The sequence below is a fragment of the Pseudoalteromonas sp. 0802 genome, from assembly GCF_013350085.1.
In the GTDB taxonomy this organism is placed as follows: domain Bacteria; phylum Pseudomonadota; class Gammaproteobacteria; order Enterobacterales; family Alteromonadaceae; genus Pseudoalteromonas.
In genome coordinates, this window is the sequence record NZ_JABVXE010000014.1 from 17,305 (window position 1) to 37,369 (window position 20,065).

The 20,065-nt window shown below is 40.1% G+C and carries 17 protein-coding genes and 3 tRNA genes; 5 read left to right on the plus strand and 15 right to left on the minus strand.

All coding sequences use genetic code 11. The features are described from left to right. Positions 1–6: 6 nt before the first annotated feature. The 6 genes from rsxB to HUS61_RS16500 form a co-directional block, all read right to left on the minus strand. On the minus strand, positions 7–561 hold the full coding sequence (rsxB, locus tag HUS61_RS16475) for an electron transport complex subunit RsxB (protein WP_054563643.1): 555 nt from the start codon (positions 559–561) through the stop codon (positions 7–9). Position 562: 1 nt separating this feature from the next. Beyond that, on the minus strand, positions 563–1,144 hold the full coding sequence (gene rsxA, locus HUS61_RS16480; RefSeq protein ID WP_054553689.1) for an electron transport complex subunit RsxA: 582 nt from the start codon (positions 1,142–1,144) through the stop codon (positions 563–565). A gap of 175 nt (positions 1,145–1,319) precedes the next feature. Next, positions 1,320–3,263 (minus strand): EAL domain-containing protein, encoded by a 1,944-nt coding sequence (locus HUS61_RS16485; RefSeq protein ID WP_175083185.1) that lies wholly within the window; start codon positions 3,261–3,263, stop codon positions 1,320–1,322. Between the two features lie 181 nt (positions 3,264–3,444). Beyond that, a tRNA-Asn gene (locus HUS61_RS16490) sits at positions 3,445–3,521 on the minus strand. 8 nt (positions 3,522–3,529) lie between these two features. Next, positions 3,530–3,606 (minus strand) — tRNA-Asn (locus HUS61_RS16495). Positions 3,607–3,627: 21 nt separating this feature from the next. Beyond that, positions 3,628–3,704, minus strand: a tRNA-Asn gene (locus HUS61_RS16500). 1,062 nt (positions 3,705–4,766) lie between these two features. On the opposite strand from HUS61_RS16500, the gene HUS61_RS16505 reads away from it, so the two are divergent. The 4 genes from HUS61_RS16505 to HUS61_RS16520 are packed head-to-tail and all read left to right on the plus strand — an operon-like array spanning position 4,767 to position 9,728. Then, positions 4,767–6,146 carry an MATE family efflux transporter gene (locus HUS61_RS16505; RefSeq protein ID WP_058583763.1) on the plus strand — a complete coding sequence of 460 codons (1,380 nt, stop codon included), beginning with the start codon at positions 4,767–4,769 and terminating at the stop codon, positions 6,144–6,146. Further along, positions 6,143–8,137, plus strand: coding sequence for an excinuclease ABC subunit UvrB (uvrB, locus tag HUS61_RS16510; RefSeq protein ID WP_175083186.1), 1,995 nt, complete (start codon positions 6,143–6,145; stop codon positions 8,135–8,137). Before HUS61_RS16505 ends, uvrB begins: the two co-directional genes overlap by 4 nt. Before the next feature lie 5 nt (positions 8,138–8,142). Then, a complete protein-coding gene (locus tag HUS61_RS16515) occupies positions 8,143–9,072 on the plus strand; it encodes a class I SAM-dependent methyltransferase (RefSeq protein WP_175083209.1) in 930 nt (309 codons plus the stop codon). Continuing rightward, positions 9,072–9,728, plus strand: coding sequence for a tRNA (adenine(22)-N(1))-methyltransferase TrmK (locus HUS61_RS16520; protein WP_175083187.1), 657 nt, complete (start codon positions 9,072–9,074; stop codon positions 9,726–9,728). Before HUS61_RS16515 ends, HUS61_RS16520 begins: the two co-directional genes overlap by 1 nt. A 15-nt stretch (positions 9,729–9,743) precedes the next feature. Here the strand turns inward: HUS61_RS16520 and HUS61_RS16525 are convergent, their stop codons facing one another. From HUS61_RS16525 to HUS61_RS16565, 9 genes are all read right to left on the minus strand, one after another. After that, on the minus strand, positions 9,744–9,986 hold the full coding sequence (locus HUS61_RS16525; protein ID WP_058583760.1) for a hypothetical protein: 243 nt from the start codon (positions 9,984–9,986) through the stop codon (positions 9,744–9,746). A 69-nt stretch (positions 9,987–10,055) separates the two neighbouring features. Further along, complete coding sequence (locus HUS61_RS16530) at positions 10,056–10,943, minus strand: DMT family transporter (RefSeq protein WP_175083188.1); 888 nt, start codon at positions 10,941–10,943, stop codon at positions 10,056–10,058. 72 nt (positions 10,944–11,015) lie between these two features. Beyond that, positions 11,016–11,174, minus strand: a complete 159-nt coding sequence (locus tag HUS61_RS16535; protein WP_082874113.1) for a YbaM family protein — start codon at positions 11,172–11,174, stop codon at positions 11,016–11,018. After that, entirely contained in the window at positions 11,171–11,443 is a 273-nt protein-coding gene (locus HUS61_RS16540; RefSeq protein ID WP_105175122.1) for a late competence development ComFB family protein, read from the minus strand. Before HUS61_RS16540 ends, HUS61_RS16535 begins: the two co-directional genes overlap by 4 nt. 46 nt (positions 11,444–11,489) lie before the next feature. Beyond that, positions 11,490–12,383, minus strand: coding sequence for a histone deacetylase (locus HUS61_RS16545; protein WP_175083210.1), 894 nt, complete (start codon positions 12,381–12,383; stop codon positions 11,490–11,492). Then, complete coding sequence (locus HUS61_RS16550) at positions 12,380–12,988, minus strand: primosomal replication protein (protein ID WP_054563653.1); 609 nt, start codon at positions 12,986–12,988, stop codon at positions 12,380–12,382. The genes HUS61_RS16545 and HUS61_RS16550 overlap by 4 nt, the downstream gene beginning before the upstream one ends. Then, the gene (locus HUS61_RS16555) at positions 12,989–13,765 is read right to left on the minus strand and encodes a TSUP family transporter (RefSeq protein ID WP_175083189.1); all 777 of its coding nucleotides are present in this window, start codon (positions 13,763–13,765) and stop codon (positions 12,989–12,991) included. Further along, positions 13,765–15,840, minus strand: coding sequence for an ATP-dependent DNA helicase DinG (gene dinG / locus HUS61_RS16560; protein WP_175083190.1), 2,076 nt, complete (start codon positions 15,838–15,840; stop codon positions 13,765–13,767). Before dinG ends, HUS61_RS16555 begins: the two co-directional genes overlap by 1 nt. Positions 15,841–15,925: 85 nt before the next feature. Beyond that, a complete protein-coding gene (locus tag HUS61_RS16565; protein ID WP_175083191.1) occupies positions 15,926–17,641 on the minus strand; it encodes a tetratricopeptide repeat-containing sulfotransferase family protein in 1,716 nt (571 codons plus the stop codon). A 68-nt stretch (positions 17,642–17,709) separates the two neighbouring features. Between HUS61_RS16565 and HUS61_RS16570 the strand changes: the two genes are divergently transcribed. After that, complete coding sequence (locus HUS61_RS16570; RefSeq protein ID WP_175083192.1) at positions 17,710–20,058, plus strand: DNA polymerase II; 2,349 nt, start codon at positions 17,710–17,712, stop codon at positions 20,056–20,058. Positions 20,059–20,065 lie beyond the last annotated feature (7 nt).

The window sequence follows — 20,065 nt, forward strand, 5'->3', positions numbered from 1 at the left end:
GTGCTCCTAATCTACCTGAGTCACAGGGATTGCGTTTAATTGCCATTTCCAGGTTTGTTTAGTTTCTTTTACAGGCAGCATATCAATACAGTCTACAGGGCATGGTTCAACACATAAGTCACAACCGGTACATTCATCAATTAATACAGTGTGCATTTGGCGGGTTGCGCCAACGATGGCATCAACAGGGCAGGCTTGAATACATTTGGTACAGCCAATACATTCATCTTCACGAATATAGGCAACGGTTTTAACAGGATCTGCTTGCTCACCGCCAGCCAGCGGTTTTGCTTCTACACCCATTAAATCAGCGAGTTTTTTTACCGTGGCTTCGCCGCCTGGCGGGCACTTATTTATTTCGTCACCATTGGCAATTGCTTCTGCATAGGGACGACAGCCAGGGTAGCCACATTGGCCACACTGTGTTTGCGGTAAAATGGTATCAATTTGGTCAACAATAGGGTTGCTCTCAACGCGAAAACGAACGGCGGCAAAACCTAAAATTAAACCAAATATTAGCGCTAATGAACCTAACGCTATCAAAGCATAAAACAAGGTCATATTAAAACTTCACTAATCCTGTAAAACCCATAAAGGCCATCGACATAAGGCCTGCGGTGATCATCGCAATTGAAGCACCCTTAAAAGGAGCAGGGACATCAGCCGCAGCTAAACGCTCACGTAATGCGGCAAACAGTATTAACACCATAGAGAAGCCCACTGCGGCACCAAAGCCGTACACAGCCGATTGTAAGAATGAATGGTCTTCTTTGATATTAAGTAGGGCAACACCTAATACAGCACAGTTAGTGGTGATAAGTGGTAAGAAAATCCCTAATAAGCGATAAAGTGTCGGGCTGGTTTTTCTCACCACCATTTCGGTAAATTGCACGACAACAGCGATAACCAAAATAAAACTCATGGTACGCAAAAATTCGATATCCAGCGGGATCAAAATATAATGATTCACCAGATAACTGGTCACGGAGGCAAGTGTAAGTACAAAGGTTGTGGCTAAAGACATACCAATCGCGGTATCTAACTTACCCGATACACCCATAAACGGGCATAAACCTAAAAATTGAACTAAAACGAAGTTGTTGACTAGCACAGTGCCAATCAATAACAAGACATACTCTGTCATGCGTGCCTCACGAGAATAAAAACGGCTCTATTATCCTTTTTTATGGGGGCCGACACAACACATGAGGGACGAATAGCTAAAATTAACAAAGCTGTTTGCGATTAAAGTGTTAAAGCAAAGTTAATAGCTGGAATAGGCCCAAGAATAGTAAGGTTTTTTGGGCCTTAAAGAGGGGTTAGATATCTTTTGGCTTTTCGATGTAATAGCCTTGCACACCATCTAAGCACAGCGTTTCGATGATATGTTTTTCTTCTTGGCTTTCTACGCCTTCAGCAAATACACTCACACCAATACGGTGAGCTAGATCCACCATTAAACGCATAAAGTATTGATTGTTTTTATCTTCTTCGAGGCCGCGAGTATAGCTTGCATCCATTTTGATAAAGTCAGGTTTTAAGTCTCTAAAGAATTTAAATGAGGTTAATCCCACACCAAAACGTTCTACAGTAATGCGTGCGCCCACGCGATGTACCATATCGATAAAGCGTTTACTTGCTTTAATGTTTTGTTGTAATCCAAACTCACTGACTTCAAAAATAAGTTTTGATGCAATGTTACTGTCTTTAAGTAAGCGGCGTTCTAACCAGATCACAAACTGATCATTGTGAGCGCTTGATGCCGTAACATTAATACCAAAGAATTTTTCAGAGAAATTACGCGTTTTAACTTTTTCTAAAGTGGTATCGATAATTAAGCGGTCAATTTCCATTGCCATTTCTAGCTTCTCTGCCATAGCAAGGAAAGAGGCTGTTGGCAGCATTTGATTTTCTGCGGTTTTAAAACGAACTTGAATCTCGGCATAGGCTTTAACACTTTTACCTATTGGCATAATGTTCTGCATAACCAAGTGAACACGTTTCGACTCAATAACTTCGCTAATAACTTTACGCCAGTTTTGGTTACCAAAGCCTGCGCTGGCGTTATTGACCAAGTCTGTTTCGCGCTGCACATGCCATGCATTCGCTTGTTTTGATTGCGCCATGCTCATTGCATTATCAACAATCGATAATAACTCACCAAGCGGCTTACCTTTTTCGTAGCCAACAATACCTGTGTTAGCAACTGAACTTAATTCTTGGTTTTGCTGATACTGAGTAAAACGCGATTGTAAGTTATCGCCAAAGCGTTCAGCTTCTTTAAGAGGGGTATTAGGCAATACCACTGCAAAGTCAGAGCTGTTTAAACGAAAAACCTGACTGCCTGTATAGGTGCCGCTAATATGTTTAATAATATCGGCCACACCTTTTACGTATTCATCACCTTTTTGGTAACCACGGGTTTGGTTGATGGTTTGCAATTCGCTACAACGAACCATAGCAAGCGAACCAAAGGTGCTCTTTTCTGCGTTTTCAATATTTTTCTCGTAGTACTCAACAAACATATTACGGTTGCCAAGGTTTGTGACTACATCTTTATACGCTTCTTTTTTAATGCTTAGCGCATTGTTTTGAATGTCATCATGCTTGGTCTGTAAGAAATGCGATAGGCGATTGAACGATGGAATTAAATCTTTGCTTAGCTTCTTTAAGCGGGTGGTATCCATCGCTTGCTCGAGGTCACCGTTAACCTGATTTTGGTTGATATAAATATCAACGATATCTGAAATAGTCGTACTAATTTTACGATTTAGGCGGCGGAACATGCTCTTCATATAAATAATAGGAAGTAGGGCAATAAGGCCTGAAATCAAAACTACAATAAATAAAGACTGTTGTAATAGGCTAGCTAGATTGTGTGCATTAATCGTAAACTCTACTTTAATGTCAGATGTTTGATTAACAGCGAACTGAGGGCGAATAGAATTAAAACTGTTATTAACTATTTCAGCAAACAAGGGTAGGGATTGGCTAGATTCTACCATGCTAACCACTTGACCTGATTGATCACGTATCACAAGTTTAGAAAAAGTACTGCCATCGGCAAATGCTTTTTGTATTTTCTCTGGTGCAAGTTGCTCAATGGTTTGTGTATTTATATATGCGTTTACTACACGCTGTGCTTTTTGCTGTGCATCACTAACTGCGCTATCAAAGCTAAGCGCAATAAAGTAACCACCTAATAATGCAAACAGCAACCAAGATATAAGTTGTATAAAAATAAGTTTTTTAAAGCCAGCCATGTTCTTATCTTTTAAAAGCCTAAAGGAAGGAATCAATTCCTTGATTGATTGCTTTAAGTATAGTCGTTGTATTCTAAAGCATAATATAGAATAAACTTAGATTAGGTTAGATTATAAGTGCTTTAAAGTCTAATACAATCGACCAATAGTAGCAGATAAAATTTTAATAGATTCGTGGAGTTGGCTCCCCCTCCCCGACTCGAACGGGGGACCTGCGGATTAACAGTCCGTCGCTCTAACCAACTGAGCTAAGGGGGAACTAAATTTGGCTCCCCCTCCCCGACTCGAACGGGGGACCTGCGGATTAACAGTCCGTCGCTCTAACCAACTGAGCTAAGGGGGAATCGTTTATGATTGAAAAACTTGGCTCCCCCTCCCCGACTCGAACGGGGGACCTGCGGATTAACAGTCCGTCGCTCTAACCAACTGAGCTAAGGGGGAAGCGTCATGCCTTTCAACGGGGCGAAATATTAATGACAGCATTGCAAAGTGTCAACATAAAAACTTCATAAATTCAAAAAAGAAGCTTATTCGATGTTTTTATGTTCGATCTGAGCAAAATGTAGCTGAAAAGCTCAACATTTTTTGCTTAGCAGCGGGGGATCTATGTCGAATGCATCACTTTTTTGCATGCTTTTTGAGCTGAGTCATTTTTTAAAAATATAAAAAAGGTTTCTTTGCTAAGTCATTCTTTACCAAATCGAGGAAATCACTATTTATGTAATGTTTTTTTCGGATGGCAAAAAATAGATCTAATTCTTTTCGTGGCAGTTCCCACTCCTGATATTTTTTCGTGTATTTCCTTAATGGGCTAAAGGTAGGGTTCCCCGATTTTTGCTAGAAAATTCTAAAATTAGTTGGCTTCAATTATACACAAGGTAATTTTAGTTCTTTTTATCAGATGCTTAGCTTGTAATCTTTCCTTGTATTTTAATTGTCATACTTAAGTTCACGTTGCTGTAGAACATTTTTTGCGTCTTCTTTTCACTAAACTTATAAAAGGGTTAAAACAAGATGCTTTGCTATTTATAGTATTGTGCGTTTCAGGCTAGCCTTAAAAGCCTTTATATTTGCGGCTTCTAGAGAGTTATCCACGGTTTCTGTGGATAACTCTGTTTATTAAACTTTAAGAACAGCTATAGTGCTAGGATTTTCGAGGGCTACAGCAATTTCAAGTATTTAATTCACTTTTTTTAATTCATTTTAAATCAATGTGTTAGTGTTTTTATCTGAAGCCTTGCTGAATTGATGAGTAAATTTATTCGTGACGATGAAATGGTGCTATTTATTGTGTAAAAAAACAGCGAATACTGCCTTTTAATTGTAACAAAGCTATTAAACTTGTTTTTATATTGTTTTTTATGAGGGTTAGTGGTTATTTTTATGTCAAAGCGCCAAAAGTAATAGTTTTGTGTATGAATTTTGATTCTGTTAATAAAGCATAGCTTGCAAGAGAAGGATGCTTTAAACTTACAGGTTCAGAAAAAGAGGCAAAGTATTCCCATGAGCGTGAAACCGCAGAGCAAAACTAAACCTGATCTTTTAAACTCACCCATTCTGCCAACCTTGAAAAAAATGACCATCCCAATGATCTTTGGCATGATCACCCTAATGATGTTTAATTTGGTTGATACCTTCTTCATTAGTTTGTTAGGGACAGAGCCTCTCGCCGCTGTCAGTTTTACCTTTCCTGTTACTTTTACTGTTATTAGCCTTGCAATTGGTTTAGGGATAGGTACCTCTGCGGTTATCGCTAAAGCACTTGGTAGTGATAAGTTAGATGAAGCACGTTTTGATGCAAGCATGTCGTTGTTGGTATCGGTGGTGATGGTGTTTAGCTTATCTGTAGTAGGTTATTTATTAATAGATCCGATCTTTAAGTTATTGGGTGCTGGCGAATTAGTCTTACCGCTTATTCATGAGTATATGAGTGTGTGGTTCTTAGGCAGCGTATTTCTAATTACCCCTATGGTTGGCAACTCAGTGCTTAGAGCCAGTGGCGATACCAAAACACCGAGCATTGTTATGGGTGGAGCAGGGCTGATTAATGCCATCTTAGACCCTATACTTATTTTTGGCTTTGGACCTGTTCCGGCATTAGGTATTCAAGGCGCAGCTATTGCTAGTGTTATTGCATGGTCAGTTGCTGTCGTTATCATTTTATACATCCTTGCGGTAAAAAATGGTCTATTGAGTTTGCATGCTGGTGTGCAAACGCCGCTTAGCTCGATTCGTAAAATTCTTAAAATTGGTTTACCTGCGGCTGGCGCAAATATGCTGACACCTATTGCCATGGCGGTCATGACAGCATTAGTGGCTAAACATGGTCCTGAAGCGGTTGCGGCGTTTGGTGTAGGCAGTCGCATTGAATCTATTGCAAGCCTTGTGGTGCTTGCTTTGTCGATGACCTTGCCGCCATTTGTGAGTCAAAACTTTGGGGCAGGTAAGTTTGAGCGTGTTAAAGAAGCCTACACAAAAACCTTGAAATTCGTGATGATTTGGCAGTTCGCTATTTATATTTTACTGTTGTTAACCTCTGGCTTTATCGCTGATGTATTTGGTAAAGAGCAAGCGGTAATGGATGTGATTAAGTTATTCATTTATATCTTGCCGTTGAGTTATGGCCTGCAAGGGGTGATTATTTTATCTAACTCTTCATTTAATGCTCTGCATAAACCAATGAATGCACTGATTTTAAGTGTAGTACGCCTGTTTGTTTTTTATGTACCTTTTGCTTATATAGGCAGCGAAATCGCAGGCTTAACCGGTTTATTTATTGGTGCGGCGATTGGTAACTTATTCACTGCAATGGTCGCCTATAAATGGTTTATTAAAGAAGTTGATGGGTTAAGTGAGTCATATATGAAGGAGTGTCATTCATGAGCGACCATTTCCAACTAGTTTCGAAATTTCAGCCAAGTGGTGACCAACCAACGGCAATAACGCAATTAAAAGATGGCCTAGAGGCTGGGCTTGCGCATCAAACATTATTAGGGGCTACGGGAACGGGTAAAACCTTCACCATGGCCAATATTATTAATGATTTGAATCGTCCAACTATCATCATGGCACACAACAAAACGCTCGCTGCACAGCTTTATGGCGAAATGAAAGAGTTTTTTCCCCATAATGCGGTTGAGTATTTTGTATCTTATTACGATTATTACCAGCCAGAAGCCTACGTTGTTGCCAGCGATACCTTTATTGAAAAAGATGCGTCTATCAATGAGCACATTGAACAAATGCGTTTAAGTGCCACCAAAGCGCTGCTTGAGCGACGCGATACCATTATTGTGGCTTCGGTGTCTGCTATTTATGGTTTGGGCGACCCTGACTCATACATGAAGATGATGCTCTTGCTAAAAGTGGGTGAAACCGTCGATCAGCGCGATATGCTGCGTCGTCTTGCTGAGCTGCAATATACACGCAACGATATTGAATTTAGCCGTGGTACTTATCGTGTTCGTGGTGAAGTGGTCGATATATTTCCAGCTGAATCGGATACTTACGCTGTTCGTGTGGAAATGTTTGACGATGAAATTGAACGTTTAAGTATTTTTGACCCGCTTACAGGGGCTGTTGAAAAGCACATTGTGCGCGCAACTATTTACCCGAAAACTCACTATGTAACTCCCCGTGAAAAAATTCTTGATGCCATTGATAAAATTAAAGGTGAGCTTAAAGACCGCCGAGCTCAACTACTTAGTGCCAACAAACTTGTGGAAGAGCAGCGTATTGCTCAGCGCACCCAGTACGATATTGAAATGATGACCGAGCTTGGTTATTGCTCAGGCATTGAAAACTACTCGCGATATTTATCTGGCAGAACACCAGGCGATCCACCTCCGACATTATTAGATTACCTACCCGATGATGCATTGATGATTATTGATGAATCACACGTTACTGTGTCGCAAATTGGTGCTATGTATAAAGGCGATAGAAGCCGTAAGGAAAATCTTGTTGAGTATGGCTTTCGCTTGCCATCGGCATTAGATAACCGCCCATTACGCTTTGAAGAATTTGAAGCCATTGCGCCGCAAACTATTTATGTGTCGGCAACACCTGGTGACTTTGAGCTTGAGCGCTCATCAGGGGAGGTTGCTGAGCAGGTCATTCGTCCAACCGGGCTTATAGACCCTGAAATTGAAGTGCGCCCTGTGGGCACCCAGGTTGATGACTTACTTTCTGAGATCTATAAACGAGTTGAAGTGAACGAGCGGGTACTTGTTACTACTTTAACTAAGCGCATGGCAGAAGATTTAACCGACTATCTCAACGACCATGATGTAAAAGTTCGCTACTTGCACTCAGACATCGACACCGTTGAACGAGTCGAAATTATCCGTGATTTACGTGCCGGTGTGTTTGATGTGTTAGTGGGTATTAACTTATTGCGAGAAGGTCTCGACATGCCAGAAGTTTCACTGGTGGCGATACTTGATGCCGATAAAGAAGGTTTCTTACGTTCGACTCGCTCGCTTATTCAAACCATAGGTCGTGCTGCGCGTCACTTAAATGGTAAAGCGATTCTTTATGGCGACCGCATAACTAACTCGATGCGACAAGCCATTGATGAAACAGACCGTCGCCGTGAAAAACAACAAGCTTATAACCTTGAGCATGGTATAGAGCCGCAAGCACTGGTTAAAAGTATCACCGATATTATGGATTTGGGTGAAGAAGCAAGTCCGAAAGATAACCTTAAGTTGGTGCGTAAAGAGTCTAAACAAGTACTCAGCGCGAAAGATATTGCTAGCCAAATCAAAACCCTTGAAGCGAAAATGCATGCTTATGCTAGCGATCTTGAGTTTGAAAAAGCGGCGTCTGTGCGTGATGAAATTCACGAATTACAACAACAGTTAATTAACTAAAGATGATGACAAACGATTTTTCTGCCATTTTAAATGCCTTAGCAGAGGCTCCACTTGCTGCTAATGAATTATGTCGTGTATTCCATGGCCGTGGTCACTCAGTCGCTGAGCTGAGCCACATAAACTTAGACTTTTATCCGCCAGCACTTTTTTTAGTTTCATATGAAGAAATAGATGAACAAGTGCTTGCGCAATTAACTGATACCCTGTGGCAATGGGCGCAACAGAATGCGCCAGAGCTTGTGAGTGCATTGGTTTACCAGCAGCGCAGCGGTATTAATACCCGTAATGCCCTGATGTTTGGTGAATTACCGCAAGAGCATTTAGTGAGTGAAAACGGCATTAAGTTTAAAGTCGATTTATTGAGTCGCCAAAATACCGGGATTTTCCCTGATATGCGCCGTGGCCGTGAGTTTGTACAAGCCAATAGTAAAAATGCAAAAGTACTCAACCTATTTTCATATACATGTGGTTTTTCTGTTGCAGCAATGCAGGGTGGGGCAGACCAAGTTATAAATATGGACATGAATAAAGGTGTGCTGCGCACGGGTAAACAAAATCATCAGCTAAATGGTTTTGATCAAGGTGTGAGTTATTTCCCGCACGATATTTTAAAATCATTCGGTAAACTAAAAAAATCAGCGCCCTATGAATTAATCATTGTTGATCCACCGAGCTTTCAAAAGGGCAGCTTTATATTGACCAAGGATTATCAAAAAATCTTGCGTCGTTTACCTGAGCTGTTAAATGAAAACACCCAATTATTACTGTGTGCCAATAGCCCTGAGCTTTCAGAGCAGGCGTTTAAAGACCTCATTAGCGATCATACACAAGGAGCAATTAGTTTTGTTGAGCGATTAGCTCCTACCGATGGTTTTATTGAAGTAGACAGTGATCGCAGCTTAAAAGCGTTAGTTTATAAAACAGCAAACTAATGGCACTGAGTAAACGACTATCAGCCATCATTGATGTGGTAGATTCAGGTTATGACGAAATCTGGGATTGTTGCTGTGATCACGGTTTGTTAGGCATTGAGCTGCTACAGCAAGATAAAGCACCGCTTATACATTTTGTTGATATTGTGCCTGAGTTAATGCAGGCACTAGGTGATAAACTCGAACGTTTTGCTAAAAGAGAGCAACGCGGCCGTTGGCAGGTACATTGCCAAGATGTAGCAATGATTTCACCAGATCCTAAAAAACGCCATCTTGTTATTATTGCTGGAGTGGGTGGTGAGTTGTTAGTGCAGTTCTTAGCGAAGATTGTAAGCCAACAGCCAAATACGCACATCGACTTTATTGTTTGCCCAGTGCATCACAGTTATCAAGTTCGTAGCTATTTACAAACACTGCCATTGGGGCTCGTCTCTGAGCAGTTAGTGTGTGAAAACAAACGATTTTATGAAGTTATTGCCATGAGTGCGTCATCCTCGCAGCCGATCACGCGAGTCGGGCAACAAATGTGGCAACTAGAAAGTAAAGAGCACCAAACGTATTTAAAGCAGTTATGTGCTCATTACCAACGCATGTTAAATCAAGACGCCGATTATTATCAGCCTGTGCTTGAACAATACAGTGCATTATTGTCTTAATTAGAGTTAACTTAATTAAAGTTTATTAATCTCTTGTTTTACGTTGTAGCTAGAGTCAGTGACAATGGCTTCGAGGGTTTGTACACGCTCTCTTAGCTCTTGTAACTCTTTTGTTACTTCGGCTACATGTTCGTTTGCTTCTTTTGAATTTTTTAAAGTTCGTGATTTAAACTCAAGGTGTTTTTTATACATATCATAAATTACCCCAGAGCCGACTGATATCAGCACGATTAACACCACCATGGTAGTACCTGACATACACTTCTCCTTCCTTTTTTAGTATCTAACAGAATATAGATTGTATTTAAAAATGCAATTTGCATTCTGTTACAAGGTGTTTCGTTTTAGAAATGGCTTGATGCGAATAAAGCCTGTAACGAGCATGGTACCTGCGATAACACACAGTGCGCCAACTAAGGTATTGGGACCAATTTGCTCATCTAAAATTAAATTTCCCCATACTATGCCAAAAAGTGGAATCAAAAAAGTAACAGTCAACGCAGAGGTTGGGCCAATGTCATCAATCAAACGAAAGAACAAGATATATGCTACTGCAGTACACAGTACTCCGAGTGCCACCACACCAAGCATCATTTCGTTAGTTGGCATTTCTCTGGCGGGAATAACAAAAATAAGTGGCAGTACCATGATACTCGCAGCCCACATACTGCCATGGGCATTATCAAAAGCAGATAACTTAGGTGCATGTTTAGTGTAATGGGATGCGATGGCGTAGCTGAGTGAAGCACACAATGCTGCAACAGTAGCAGTGATGGCTTGGCTGTCGATAGTCAGGCTATTTTGACCTACCAAAATGGCCACGCCCGTTAAACCTAACAGTAAGCCAAGCAACATACTTTTAGTGGGTTTGGTTTTACTCCAAATAATACCGACTATGGCGCCCCAAATTGGCGTTGTTGAGTTTAATATGGATAAGGTAGATGCATTAATTGTTTGTGCTGCAAAGGCAAACAATAAAAAGGGAATGGCGGAATTAAGCGCGCCAATAATGAAAAAATGCTTTTTGTGGGTCGTGAAAGCCAGTTTCTTGCGTAAGTACAGCGCAAAAATAAACAGTGTTATTGCTGCAAAGCCGACTCTTAACTCAATTAATACTGCAGGGCCTAAGCTATTCGCTGCCATGCGCATAAATAAGAAGGAAGCGCCCCAAATAGCAGCAAGGATGAATAAGCGTAATAAACTTGGCAATGACATGGTTTTACATTCTTAAATTATAAAACCTGAGCATAACAAATTTATGCCCCAATACTCGCCATTTTCGGTCTATTAATCAGTTGATTGGGGAAGTTTCTTTTCAAAGTCAGACTTTACGATTTCTAAAGCTGCTAATACATCTTCGGCAGGTACGTCGTTTTGTTCTAAGAGCATAATGAGATCTACAGCAATCTTGATGTAGTTAGGCGCGCTATCTAACTCATTACTCATTTTTGCAGTTCCTTTTTCTTAGCAACTTGGCTGATCGCTACATCGATGGCCGTTTGCACTTGTTGCTCCATTTTAATACGCTCTGTTTGAGGTAAATAAAATTCCATATCGACATCGTAACGGATGTAACGGGCAGGCAGTTGGTTTAATACGGTGCAGCATAAATCTGCCATAATATCATCACTATAGGTTGATTCTAAGTTGCGTTTAGTGATGTCTTCGACAACTAATTTTTCATAGTAGTTGTGAATGTCGTCATGCATTTTCATACAAAATAAGCCTAATTAAACAGTCACTTTTAGTGTATACCAAGCTTTAAAATAAATCGACAGCAGCCCTAAAAAGCTGACCGTGAACATCAACCAAACGGCTTACATTTCGTTGATAGCCACCGCCCATGGCTGCAAACACTGGGATTTCTGCTTGCTTTGCTTGGTTTAATACAAAATAGTCACGTTGATACACGCCTTCTAAACTCACTTGAAAGTGTCCTAATTCGTCATCTGTTGCGATGTCTGCGCCGGCGTTATACAAAATGATATCTGGCTGGTGGAGTCTAGTTGTTAGGGCTAAAGCTTGTTTGACGGTCTCTAGGTATTCAGCATCTGAAGTGCCATGCTCTAAAGCAAAATCGTAGTTTGATTGCTGCTTAATGCGGGGGAAGTTTTGCTGACAATGAATTGAGCAGCTAATTATTTGAGGATGTAGTTGCGTAACTTCAGCTGTGCCATCGCCTTGGTGAACGTCACAGTCAAAGATTAATACGGTGTCGGCCTGCTCAGTATCAATCAAGTGTGCAGCAGCTATCGCTAAGTCATTAAAAATACAAAAGCCACTACCATATCCTGTAAAAGCATGATGATAACCACCACTTAGGTTAAAAGCAGCACCCTGTTGTAATGCAAACTCAGCGCCTTGAATACTCGCCCCAACAGAGTATAGTGTTCGTTCAACCAATTGAGTAGACCAAGGAAAGCCCATTTTTTTAATGGCTTTGCTATCAAGACTACCAGCTAAAAATGCGTCGACATACGCGGGGTTATGGCACAGAGTAAGCTGAGCTTTAGTGGCTTGTTGTGGGGTAATGAAATACTGTTCATCAATGAAGTTGCTGACAAGCTGTTTTAACAAGCGATATTTATCAATGGGAAAGCGGTGACGCTCAGGTAAAGCTAACGCTGAATAACTTGGATGGTAGTAAAACATTATCTCAGCTGCTGTTTCTCGACCTGTTGAATTTTGTCTTCAGTGGCAGAAATTGCCTTACGACAACGGCCAAGTCTTGCGTGTAATGCGAGTATTTCTTTGTTAATTTCGGCTGCTTGCTGTGTATTTGCAGCTTCAAGTTTTAGTTTTCGCTCTTCGATCATCAATACTAAGCGGCGTTCAAACTCATGGTTTTGCTTTAGTTCGTCATAAAGTTCATGGGATGACTGCATGATTTTTTTAACTGCTTGTTTATAAACCTGTGGTTTAGCTTTTGGCTTAAAACTGTACTTATTTTCTTTAGCCCATACAGGGGTTGATTTGATCACATTAAATACCGCCTCTACCTGAAGGGTAATGCGCTCAAGTGCATATTGGTAAGCATGGCGATGCTCAGCAGGCGGCAAGCTGTTAAGCTCATCTTCGATTTCGCTTACGTAGTCCGCTAGCTTCATACTTTTTGTGCTAAACACGGCTTTATCAAACAAACTTGGTTGGGCTTGCATATAGCGATTTTTAGCAAATAAATTACCCTTATCAAATTGTGTGGCTAATTGTTTGAGCCTTTCAATTTGTGAACGTAGTTTATCAAAAGCAGTCGATTGCATTTATAAATAAGCCTCATAGATTAACTTTAATGCTAACACTATAACCACAGTGTTAAACACTGGGCGGATCATTTTACTACCAAACTTTATTGCTGAATGTGCTCCTAACCATGCTCCAAGCATCAAGAAAAAGCCCATTGTGATACCAAGTAAAAAGTTCACATGGCCAAGCGCCACGAAGGTGATCAAAGAAATAAAGTTTGAAACAAAATTCATTGAACGGGCAAGGCCACAGTTAAGCAATAAGCTCATTTTATATAATAGGCTATTTGAGGCTGTCCAAAATGTGCCAGTGCCTGGGCCTGCTAAGCCATCAAAAAAACCAAGTCCAAGACCTTGCAGCCATTGTTTAACTTTAGTTTTACCATCAAGCTCTGGTAGCTCGTTATGCTCAGTTGTACTCAAACTGCCAAATAAGCTGTAACAAGCGACTAAAATAATCACCACCGGTAGTAATTTATTTAAAAATTCAATACTTAAGTAATCAACCACTAAAGTGCCTACGAGTGCCCCAATAGCTGTCGCTAAAATAGATGCAGCCCAAAACCGTGGGTTGAACAACTTTTTACGAAAATAAGTCACGCTGGCCGTCAATGAGCCAAAACTCGCTGCAAGTTTATTGGTACCTAAGGTGAGATGGGGCGGTAAGCCTGCAGTTAATAGCGCTGGCACAGTTAACATCCCGCCACCGCCTGCAATTGCATCAATAAAGCCCGCTGCCAGTGCGACTGCGCATAATAGTGCCCAGGTTGCTGGGTCTAAAGCTAATTCAAACATTAATAATCAATTTGTCTTTTAAAAGGTGGCAAGGTATCGAGCATGGCTTTGCCATATCGCTTGGTCACTAAACGGCGATCAAGGATAGTAATGCGACCCTGATCATTTTCTTTGCGCAGCAGTCTACCACAGCTTTGTACTAATTTCTTTGCCGCATCAGGTACGGTTATCGAAAGAAACGGGTTGCCACCTTTACTTTGCACAAACTCAGCCTGCGCTTCTTCTATTGGTGAGGTAGGCACCGCAAATGGAATTTTTGTAATTACCAGGTTTTCTAAGTATTTACCTGGTAAATCAAGACCCTCAGATAAACTTTGAGTACCAAATAAATAGCTAGCACGACCTAAATCTACATTAGCTTTATGCTTTTTAAGCAGTGCTTCACGAGACATTTCACCTTGCACTAAGACCTCAATTCCTTTGCTACGCAGTGCTTTTACAACATGATCCATCTGCCAATAAGAGGCAAACAACACTAAATTTGCTTTTTTATCATCAAGGAACTTAGGTAATTGCTCAGCCAAGTGGTCGCTAAACGCTTTATCGGTCGGCTCAATATGGCTGGCAGGGATATGTAGCGTCGCTTGTTTTGGGTAATCAAACGGAGAAGGGACTTTTATGTATTTTACGCCTTCTTCTTTGGCAAGACCGCATTCATAGGCAAAGTGATCAAATGAACCCAATGCAGTTAAGGTGGCTGAACAAAGTACGGCACCCGCACATTGATTCCATAATTTATCTTTTAGGTAATAGCCAACTTCAATAGGGCAATCACTGAGTAAATGGTCGTGATGGTTCTTATATTCTAAGCGTTTGATCCAGCGCGCATGGGGAATTCCTTCGCCTTTTGTCGCGTAGCTAAACCACAGCTTGTTTAATAACTCTAAACGGTTAATGTACTGACCACTTTCTGCCAAGATTGGATCAGCCACATAAGGTTTTATATCACCATCACTTACGTCTTGCACTAAGGTGTCATGCAACTTGTTGAGTGCTCTTAGGGCATCAAGGGTGGCATCGCTAATATCTTTTGCTTTGGCATGTAAAGAAGCAGGGATTTCACCATGTTCAAAACGATAGGTGTCATCACTGTTATAATTAAAGTCTGCGTTATCAAGAATATCACGCACCACTTTTAAGTTTTTACCAGCATCATTGATACTGTCACTGAGCTTAAAATTTTGCCCAATCGCTTTTTGACCTACGAGCACATTAGCCATTTTACCAGCAAATTTTACCAGTTTGTCTAGCCAGTCTATGGTGCCTTTAATGGTTGCTGCAGCAGAAGAAAAATCGCGGGTGATGTGCGCTAAATGGTGCGCTTCATCGATTACATAAATTGTATCGTCAGGCTCAGGTAGAATTTTACCGCCACCCAAATCAAGATCAGCCAGTAATAAAGAATGGTTGATCACTAGCACATCCATTTGCATAAGACGCTGACGTGCCATATGAAAAGGGCAGAGCTGATGAGCGCGCATTTGTCGTTGGCATGAATGCTTATCACAGGCAATTAAATTCCACACTTTATCAGGAATAGTATCAGCCCAGCTATCGCGGTCACCTTGCCATTGTTTTTTTGAATAAGCATCATAAAGTTGCTTTAAGCATTTGGTTTCCATATCAGAAAGCGGCGATGACAGGGTCGGCATAAACTCCATTTGCGTTTGACTGTCGCCATTAACGGCGGCACTGAGTTTTTGTGCACAGATATAACGCTGTCGACCTTTCACTAAATCAAACTTGATGTCTAGGCCAGAGTGCTCTTTAAAAAAAGGCAGCTCCTTACTAATTAACTGCTCTTGTAGGGCAACGGTTGCTGTAGAAATCACTAATTTCTTTTTCTTGGCCATCGCTAAGGGCAATGCCCCTAAACAATACGCTAACGATTTTCCGGTCCCGGTGCCTGCTTCAATAACACAAATTCGTTGGCTCTTGTGATATTCGCCAGCCAGCGTTTTTGCTATCTCGGCAACTAAATAGTTTTGACTGCTTCGAGGGCGATAATCGGTGAGGTTATCAGCAACATGCTTATGAATTTGCCGAATTGTTTTTTTTAAAGAGTCAGAAAGCATGCCCAGAAAACCTAAAATATGTATATAATTACAGTAATGAATTTTAGAGATTTAACTGGGCAACTACAAGCGACATGTTTGAATATTATTTTATTAGCTTCAATAGCGGCTCTAAGTGAACTTTATAATTTGTCCATTGCGTTAAAGCATCTTTGTAAATCGGTTGTCTTACTTGTTCTGAGCTTGGTGTCATTATCGGACGCTGATGATTATAAAAGCTCATGCAGCTTTCATGCATTTCTAAACTACAATAATCAAGCAACTCAGAAACTGTATTGGAAAAATCATTAACAAGATTTTGATAGTCAACGTTGAAGATTTCATCTGGATAAAGAGCGTGCCAGTGCGACATTAAATCTGCGTAATCATTTATATATTGTGCAAGCGATTTGAAATCGTAGCTATAGGCGTGGCCCTCAGAAAAAGAATGCTTGTATAAACTCCATGCTGTTGCGGCTTTATCTCTTGTTACTTCGAGAATTTTTGCGTTTGGAAATAGAGTTTTTATTAATGCGATATGATGAAAATTTGCGGGTTGTTTGTCGATAAAGACCTTATTTTTTCCGCGTAGTGGAGCAATAAAATTTAAATACCTTGCGGCATAATGAGCCTTATCTTGTTCTGAAAGTTTATCAAGGCCATAAGGTACATCTGAGAGTTTTTTACTCTCTAGCTCTCGCGCAATTGCGTTAATTTCTGTTAATTCATAACTTGCATCAACATCAGGGTGGCTTGCTAAAATTTGCTCAACTAAGGTAGAGCCACTGCGGGGTAAGCTGACGATAAAAATCAGCTGTAACGACTCATCAAATGCATTATGAGCCATTGGCTTTTGAGTTAAATGTTGCGTGCAACGAGAAGTGAAATTACTCGGCTTATAGGGGGTTAGTGATTTTTGGATACTGTTCGCTTTTTCTAACATCGCAAATGATAAGCTGAAGTTACCTTGTTGTTCATATGCCTTTGCGAGCGCAAAATAGAATTGAGCACTATTAAGGTTTGGCTTAGCATCTTGCGTGAGCTGTTCTAGAAAGTCTACATCTTTACTGTCAAAAATGTATGTCTTTAAGTTTGCTAAATTCCAGTAAGCCTCACCAAGTTTTTTATCTATTTGTAGTGCTTGTTTGTAATGATCAATTGCAAGCCCTGTATTACCTTTTATTTTTTCAATGTTGCCAAGGCGAAGGTGGCATTGGGCTGCGTAATAGTTTGCATCAAGTAACTTGTTATAGATGGTTGTAGCTTCATCAAATTGCATTAATTTTACATGAGCGATCGCTAATAGGCTCTCAATGTATAATGTCGGTGAAGATATCGAAGAGTGGTAAAAAGAGATTAACTCATCAAATTGCTTGGTATTTAGTAGGGCTTTACAGTAGTTTTCTTTAACAGTTTGTTTTTGCGAGTTGTTCTCAAGGTTATGTTTTGATATTGCAAAGTAAGCTTTGCTATCACCCACTTTAAATGCGATCTCAGCTAGCGTTTCGAGTGCTCTATATTCATTTGGTACTAATTTTAATAATTGCTGAATGGTTTGCTGCGCTTGCAGAGGGTTTTGGTTGGTTAATTGTTGTTTAGCCGTGTCTAATTGTTTATTAAACCAATGAATCATTTCATATTGTTTGAGTGCACTTTGCTGTTGTTCATGCTCTTGCAGTAGTTTGTGAATATTAGCAAGTAAAGCCCAGCCATCATGATATTCTGGATTTTTATTGAGTACCTCTAACAACATAACTTTAGCTTTATATGGTTCTGTAGCAACGAGTGTCTTTGCGTTATTAATCGCATCAATTGGGCTCATAATTGGCTCTTATAATTTTATGTAGTTAGGGTGTACTATACCCCTTCCGTAATAGATATTTGAAGTAAATGGTTACAGATACAGGTTTTATCCTTTCTAAAGAAGCGTTTGATAGCTCATCAGGGGTTAGTTTTGTGTTTTGGCTCTGGTGTGAAAACGGCCCTTTAAAAGTACAGGTTGAGCACCAAGAGGTGGTATTTTTCATTCCTGAAAACCAAGTAACTGCTGCAAAGCGACTATTACAAAATCAAAACATTCATGCTCGTTTTGCTGATGCCAAACTAAAAAACTTCCAAAATCAGTCGGTGATATGCTGTTATTTTAAATCGTTAAAAGATTACTACAGCGCCATTAAGGTTTTAAAAAGTTCACAGCTAGTCACTTTTGAAGATGATGTTAGGCCAATTGACAGATTTTTGATGGAGCGTTTCATTAAAGGCTCTGTATGGGTAAAAGGTGAAATACAAATACGAAGCGGTTTTCGACTGTTAAAGAACGCAAAATTAAAACCAAACAATGAATTTAGGCCTTTTTTCAAACATGTTTCTATTGATATTGAGTGTAATGGCGAAGGCGTACTATTTTCTATTGGTTTAGTCGGAGATGGCATAGACAAAGTTTTAATGATAGGGCGCCCAAAGCCAACGACTCATCTAGATTATCAAATCAATTGGTGTGAAGATGAAATAGATCTTCTTACTCAGTTTGAAAATGAAATTCAGCGAATTGATCCTGATGTACTGATTGGTTGGAATGTTATTGAATTTGACTTCAGTGTGCTTCACGCAAGAGCTGAGGCGTTAGGTATATCTCTAAAGCTTGGTCGCAACAAAGAAATAATGCGCGTGCGCTCGGGAAACATTACTCGCATAACAATGCCTGGTCGCGTGGTTATTGATGGTATTGATACCTTAAAAAATGCCACTTATCACTACGACAGTTTCAGTCTTGCCAATGTAGCGAGTATCGAACTTGGTGAAGAGAAGCTGATCAGCACAGATAATCGTCTTGAAGAAATTATTCGCCAGTTTAATGAAGACAAACTGTCTCTTGCTAATTACAACAGGCAAGATTGTATTTTAGTTCTGCGGATTTTTGAGAAATTAAAGTTACTCGATTTTGCAGTTGTAAGAAGCCAACTCACCGGACTTGAATTAGAACGAATGGGTGGCTCAGTTGCGGCCTTTACTAATCTTTATCTACCGCTATTGCATAGAAGTGGCTATATAGCCCCTAATTTAGGCGATCATGGGTTAAGTTTTGACAGCCCAGGTGGTTATGTCATGTCATCGCAGCCAGGTCTTTACAAGAATATCCTGGTGCTTGATTACAAAAGCCTCTATCCATCAATAATGCGTACATTTTGTATAGACCCTCTTGGTCTAGTTGAAGGGTTAAAAAAGCCAGATGACGCAATCGAAGGTTTTAACCAAGCACAGTTTTCACGTACTGAGCACCATCTGCCTGAGCTTATTCGTGAACTTGCAGCAACAAGGCAAATGGCCAAAGATAAAAACCAACCTATGCTCTCGCAGGCAATTAAAATCATCATGAATAGCTTATATGGTGTACTTGGCTCTAAAGGTTGTCGCTTTTATGACCCGAGATTGTCGAGTTCAATTACTTTGCGTGGCCATGAAATAATGCAAACAACTAAGCAATGGATAGAAGAGTGGGGCTACGACGTCATTTATGGTGATACAGATTCGACCTTTGTTAAGCTTGATGATGATCTAAATTCACTAAACTGTAATGAAATCGGTACGAAACTGGCGGAGAAAATTAACAAACGCTGGCAGCAGGTTTTGCAGAAAGACTATAAAATAGACAGCTTTTTAGAAATTGAGTACGAAACTCACTATAGCCCATTTTTTATGCCCACTATTAGAGGCAAAACAATGGGTTCAAAAAAGCGTTATGTAGGAAAAGTCGAAAAAAATGGTGCTTCAAAATTAGTTTTTAAAGGTATGGAAACCGTAAGGAGTGATTGGACAGAACTTGCTCATGAGTTTCAAACAGAATTATTTGAGATATTATTTGCTGAAAATTATAGCCAAGAATTAATTTTTCAAGCCTTTGATAGGTATGTTAAAAAACTATATGCAGGTGAGTTTGACGCTAAGTTAATCTATCGCAAACGCCTGGGTCAGCATTTAACTGATTACCAAAAAAACATCCCTCCCCACGTTAAAGCAGCGAAACAGTATTTAGCTGACAATCCTCATCTTGCATTCCAGCGTGGACAAATAATTAAATATGTTTACACCGCTAACGGCGCTGAGTACTACACAGGTCAACATAATTACGATTATGGCATTTATGTTAACAAACAATTGTTGCCAATAGCTGAAATGATTGTTGTTGATTTGGGTACTAAAGTTTCGTCACTAAGTGACCGTCAGATACAGCTTTTTTAGAAAAATT

What these genes read in the sequence shown, in the direction of transcription:
- dinG (WP_175083190.1), bottom strand. Translation starts at nt 15,840, where the DNA reads ATGCTTTCTGACTCTTTAAAAAAAACAATTCGGCAAATTCATAAGCAT.
- HUS61_RS16555 (WP_175083189.1), bottom strand. Translation starts at nt 13,765, where the DNA reads ATGTTTGAATTAGCTTTAGACCCAGCAACCTGGGCACTATTATGCGCA.
- HUS61_RS16565 (WP_175083191.1), bottom strand. Translation starts at nt 17,641, where the DNA reads ATGAGCCCAATTGATGCGATTAATAACGCAAAGACACTCGTTGCTACA.
- rsxA (WP_054553689.1), bottom strand. Translation starts at nt 1,144, where the DNA reads ATGACAGAGTATGTCTTGTTATTGATTGGCACTGTGCTAGTCAACAAC.
- uvrB (WP_175083186.1), top strand. Translation starts at nt 6,143, where the DNA reads ATGAGCGACCATTTCCAACTAGTTTCGAAATTTCAGCCAAGTGGTGAC.
- HUS61_RS16570 (WP_175083192.1), top strand. Translation starts at nt 17,710, where the DNA reads ATGGTTACAGATACAGGTTTTATCCTTTCTAAAGAAGCGTTTGATAGC.
- HUS61_RS16505 (WP_058583763.1), top strand. Translation starts at nt 4,767, where the DNA reads ATGAGCGTGAAACCGCAGAGCAAAACTAAACCTGATCTTTTAAACTCA.
- HUS61_RS16540 (WP_105175122.1), bottom strand. Translation starts at nt 11,443, where the DNA reads ATGAAAATGCATGACGACATTCACAACTACTATGAAAAATTAGTTGTC.
- HUS61_RS16530 (WP_175083188.1), bottom strand. Translation starts at nt 10,943, where the DNA reads ATGTCATTGCCAAGTTTATTACGCTTATTCATCCTTGCTGCTATTTGG.
- rsxB (WP_054563643.1), bottom strand. Translation starts at nt 561, where the DNA reads ATGACCTTGTTTTATGCTTTGATAGCGTTAGGTTCATTAGCGCTAATA.
- HUS61_RS16515 (WP_175083209.1), top strand. Translation starts at nt 8,143, where the DNA reads ATGACAAACGATTTTTCTGCCATTTTAAATGCCTTAGCAGAGGCTCCA.
- HUS61_RS16550 (WP_054563653.1), bottom strand. Translation starts at nt 12,988, where the DNA reads ATGCAATCGACTGCTTTTGATAAACTACGTTCACAAATTGAAAGGCTC.
- HUS61_RS16525 (WP_058583760.1), bottom strand. Translation starts at nt 9,986, where the DNA reads ATGTCAGGTACTACCATGGTGGTGTTAATCGTGCTGATATCAGTCGGC.
- HUS61_RS16485 (WP_175083185.1), bottom strand. Translation starts at nt 3,263, where the DNA reads ATGGCTGGCTTTAAAAAACTTATTTTTATACAACTTATATCTTGGTTG.
- HUS61_RS16520 (WP_175083187.1), top strand. Translation starts at nt 9,072, where the DNA reads ATGGCACTGAGTAAACGACTATCAGCCATCATTGATGTGGTAGATTCA.
- HUS61_RS16535 (WP_082874113.1), bottom strand. Translation starts at nt 11,174, where the DNA reads ATGAGTAATGAGTTAGATAGCGCGCCTAACTACATCAAGATTGCTGTA.